Below are 4,011 nucleotides of genomic sequence, written 5' to 3' on the forward strand. Positions count from 1 at the left end.
CCGGAAGCTTATAATTCGACCACGCTAAAAGGCAATGAAGCAACTTTTACCGTATCAGCCAATCCCGGACAGCTCTTTAAAGCCAAACTGGCCCGAAAATCAGATGCCATTGATCCGCAAACCCGGAGCGAAACCTGGGAGCTTACTTTTCCGAACGCGAACGGTTTGCTCAAACCCGGTATGTTCGCGCAGATCGTATTGCCGGTCAGCCGCCCCAAAGACGGATTCCTGGTTCCTTTTAAAACAGTGGTAACCACGCAGGAACGCAAATTCGTGATCAGGGTAGAAAACGGAAGAACGAAATGGGTAGATGTTAAGACGGGGTTTACCGGCAAGGAAAAGACCGAGATCGCGGGCGATTTAAAACCAGGTGACCAACTGGTGGCACAAGGCAACGAGGAACTGAAAGAAGGTACAACCGTTCAGGTAAAACAATAAATAAAAAAAGGTAAAATCTATTCTACTGTATAGTTAGTTACGTTCTATTATCCGGCGTTGAGACGGGGTAAATTTAATTGCAAATTAGAAACAGCAACATTAAACTATGGAAACAGCAAACCGGAAGAATCAATGGGTGGCATGAAAATGTAGTCAATTAATAAACTTTTTAAACCCTTTTCTTATGAAATGGATCACCCGTGAACGGCCAAAAATTGACCGTATCGCCTGTCCCTGGCTTATTAAAAACTTTGTTGACCCTACAGCAAAATTCATTTTTGTACCTAAAGATCAGGTTATTGACCAGGCCAAGGTACAGGATGCCATACCTTATGATATTGCGGGTGTAGAATATACCCATGAGGGTGAGCGCTGCACCTTTGATTATATCATTAAAAAACACGACTTAACCGACCCGGCGCTCTTGCAGATTGCAGAGATCGTCCGGGGTGCGGATACGGCCCGCTTTGACCTGGCGCAACAGGCGGCGGGGCTTTGGGCCATTTCAGCCGGACTATCCTACAACTTTAAAGATGATCAGGAACAGCTGGCATTCGGATTAATTCTTTATGATGCACTGTATAGCTGGGCAAAATATGTACAGGAAGAAAAACACACATGGCAGAGCAAATAATCAAATCTACCACTTTGAAAAAACCAACCAGAAACTTTTTATAAATGCAAGGACCGATGGCTTTTTACAAAAAGTTGAGTCGCCCCTTGAAACAACTATCAAACGAGCAAAATTATACCAGGAGGCCGGTGCCGATGGACTGTTTGTTACAGCTGTTTCAGATCCAGCAACTATTAAAGAGATCGCGTTATCTACTACACTTCCTTTAAATGTAGTTGGTACGCCTAAACTTTCATCTATAAAAACTTTGTCGGAATGTGGGGTGCGGAGGATCAGTATGACTGTTTTTTTATACAAGGCAACCTACAATCGATTAGAAAATCTCCTTAAAGCGGTTATAACAGAACAATCATTCGAACCCATGTTTTAGTTCAATTGTAAACATGATTGGAACAAATGGGACGAAAGCCCATTGTGCGGAGATTCTGATGAATATTAAATAACAAATTACCCAACTAAACAATAAACAAAAATGACTACGCCAGATTTTCACTTTTAGACAGAGGGGACTGAAAAAGTAGCTATTTATCAAGAGAGGCCGTTTTCTATATAGGAGGGCACTGAAAAAGTGGCTATTTATCAAAAGAGGCTGTTTTCAAAATTGGAGGCCACTGAAAAAGTCCCTTAGAATTAAAGGATGAAAAAAGGAGTAGAAAAGCATAGTTTTTCTGCTCCTTTTTTTGTATCTTGAAGAGGTAATCAGAAGGCCTTTTAGATGTTAGCTCAACAGCAACAAATCCAATTCAGTGCGTTTTCGGGGTTATATGATCTGATCGTTCCCAAAGACAATCTTCTTCGCAAGATCAGCGAACTAATCGATTTCGACTTTATTTATCAAGAACTGGTGGACAAATATTGTCCAAATAACGGGCGTACGGCAGAAAGCCCCATACGCATGTTCAAATATTTGCTGTTGAAAACAATCTATACCGTCTCGGACGTTGATGTAGTTGAGCGTTCGCAATATGATATGTCCTTCAAATATTTCCTTGACATGTCGCCTGAGGAAGAGGTTATCGATCCCAGTTCGTTGACAAAGTTCAGAAAATTACGGTTGAAGGATACCGATCTATTAAACCTGCTGATTGGCAAAACAGTCTCCATTGCTATTGAAAAGGGCATTATCCGCTCCAGGTCCATTATTGTTGATGCGACCCATTCCCTATCCAGATCTAATCCATATTCAGCACTTGAGGTCCTGAGAGAACGTTCAAAACTACTGCGAAAAGCAGTTTACAGTATAGATGAGGGCATGAAAGACCGCATGCCGGAAAAGAACGATTCGGGTGAACTGGAAAAGGAATTGGCTTATTGTAAGGAACTTGAAAAGTGTATTGAATCGGACCAAACGTTATGTTTAATTCCTGCGGTCAAAGAGAAGTTGAACCTATTGAAGGAGACCGTGGAAGATACGCAGGAAAATTATACACTCTCCAAAGACAGAGATGCCAGGACCGGCCATAAATCAGCCGATAGCAAATTCTTTGGTTACAAGACCCACCTGGCCATGACAGAGGAACGCATCATTACAGCTGCAGTTGTAACATCAGGCGAAAAAGGCGATGGCCCTGAACTGCCAATGCTTTTGAAAATAAGTCAGGACAATGGAATCGCGGTAGATACGGTAATCGGCGATTCGGCTTATTCAGGGAAAGAAAATCTTAAGCTAACATCTGAACAGGATATAAAAGTCGTGGCCAAAATTAACGCTTCAATAAGCCAAGGCTTTAGAAAGGATGAAGACAAGTTCGACTACAATAAAGATGCTGACATGTTTGTCTGCCCCGCGGGACATCTGGCCATTCGGAAAGCGCGCCAGGGGAAAAAGAATGTTGGAAAAAACCAGGTACATATGTATTACTTTGACGTTGAAAAATGCAAGATCTGTCCATTGAGGGACAATTGCTATAAAGCAGGGGCAAAGACCAAGACCTATTCAGTAACCATAAAATCAGACACACATCTCCAGCAAATAGCTTTTCAAGAAACGGACGATTATAAACAAAAAGCCAGCCACCGGTATAAGATCGAAGCAAAAAACAGTGAGCTAAAAAACGTTCATGGCTACGACCGGGCTATATCTTACGGAATTGAAAATATGCAGATGCAGGGGGCATTGGCGATTTTTACGGTTAACCTGAAGAGGATTATCAAACTAACCGTCTAAGTCCCCAAAAACCGAAGAAAAACAGCCTATAGAACCATTACTTTCCCAAATCATAGACTATAGTTAGTCCCATGGAACCAATCACCACTTGTAGACAATAAAAAAAACGATCAAGTAAAAAACATGTTCTACTTGATCGTTTTTAAACGATCACTCATAAATGAGTAACTTTTTCAGTGACCTCCAAAATTGAAAACAGCCTCTTTTTCTTTGGTGTATTCGGGTAGGTGGTGGAGAGTGATTTCGTACAGACGATTCTCAGCGCCTCCATTTTACTTGTAAAAGTACCTCTTTAGCTTTATAGGACTTTTTCAGTGCCCTCTTATTTCCCAGGGCTTTTGTGCTATTTTACTATTTGCACTGTTTGTGAAAGCAGTAAATTAGGTTATGGAGATTCCGCCATCAACAGGCAGCACAACCCCGGTTACCCATGTTGAGCCCGAATCTATTAATAAGGCCATATTAACCACAATATCTTCCACACTGCCTCTTCGCTGTAGAGGAATGGTTGCCCTCTCGCTGTCATGAATAGCCTGGACAACATCTGGTGGTAACCCTGCATTCGCCAACACTGGGGTATCTGTTGGGCCAGGAGCGATAGAATTAACGCGGATACCTAAAGGAGCTAATTCTAAAGCCCAGATTTTGGTTAGCATGTTCATACCTGCTTTGGCCGAACCATATGCGCTGAGTTGAGAAGAAGGTTTAATGCCAACGCTGCTGCTTACATTGATTATTTGCCCTTTAGATGCAGTGAGAAATTCAATACACC

At 42.0% G+C, this 4,011-nt stretch carries 5 protein-coding genes; 4 read left to right on the forward strand and 1 reads right to left on the reverse strand.

Going from position 1 to position 4,011, the window contains the following annotated elements:
• The 4 genes from VK541_RS15540 to VK541_RS15555 all read left to right on the forward strand — a co-directional run.
• A partial coding sequence (locus tag VK541_RS15540; RefSeq protein ID WP_324371221.1) for an efflux RND transporter periplasmic adaptor subunit occupies positions 1 to 438 on the forward strand: 438 nt, incomplete at its 5' end.
• A 184-nt stretch (positions 439 to 622) separates the two neighbouring features.
• Complete coding sequence (locus tag VK541_RS15545; protein WP_324371222.1) at positions 623 to 1,072, forward strand: chromate resistance protein ChrB domain-containing protein; 450 nt, start codon at positions 623 to 625, stop codon at positions 1,070 to 1,072.
• A complete protein-coding gene (locus VK541_RS15550; protein ID WP_324371223.1) occupies positions 1,035 to 1,442 on the forward strand; it encodes an isocitrate lyase/phosphoenolpyruvate mutase family protein in 408 nt (135 codons plus the stop codon). Before VK541_RS15545 ends, VK541_RS15550 begins: the two co-directional genes overlap by 38 nt.
• A gap of 345 nt (positions 1,443 to 1,787) precedes the next feature.
• On the forward strand, positions 1,788 to 3,239 hold the full coding sequence (locus VK541_RS15555; protein WP_324371224.1) for an IS1182 family transposase: 1,452 nt from the start codon (positions 1,788 to 1,790) through the stop codon (positions 3,237 to 3,239).
• Positions 3,240 to 3,619: 380 nt separating this feature from the next.
• On the opposite strand, the gene VK541_RS15560 is transcribed toward VK541_RS15555, so the two are convergent.
• Positions 3,620 to 4,011: SDR family NAD(P)-dependent oxidoreductase (locus VK541_RS15560; protein WP_324371225.1), on the reverse strand; the 392-nt coding region annotated here is incomplete at its 5' end.

The sequence above is a fragment of the Pedobacter sp. genome, assembly GCF_035317785.1.
Lineage (GTDB): Bacteria > Bacteroidota > Bacteroidia > Sphingobacteriales > Sphingobacteriaceae > Pedobacter.

Bases quoted from the DNA above. Each gene is read 5' to 3' on its own strand.
- VK541_RS15545 (WP_324371222.1), top strand. From the start codon at position 623: ATGAAATGGATCACCCGTGAACGGCCAAAAATTGACCGTATCGCCTGT.
- VK541_RS15550 (WP_324371223.1), top strand. From the start codon at position 1,035: ATGTACAGGAAGAAAAACACACATGGCAGAGCAAATAATCAAATCTAC.
- VK541_RS15555 (WP_324371224.1), top strand. From the start codon at position 1,788: ATGTTAGCTCAACAGCAACAAATCCAATTCAGTGCGTTTTCGGGGTTA.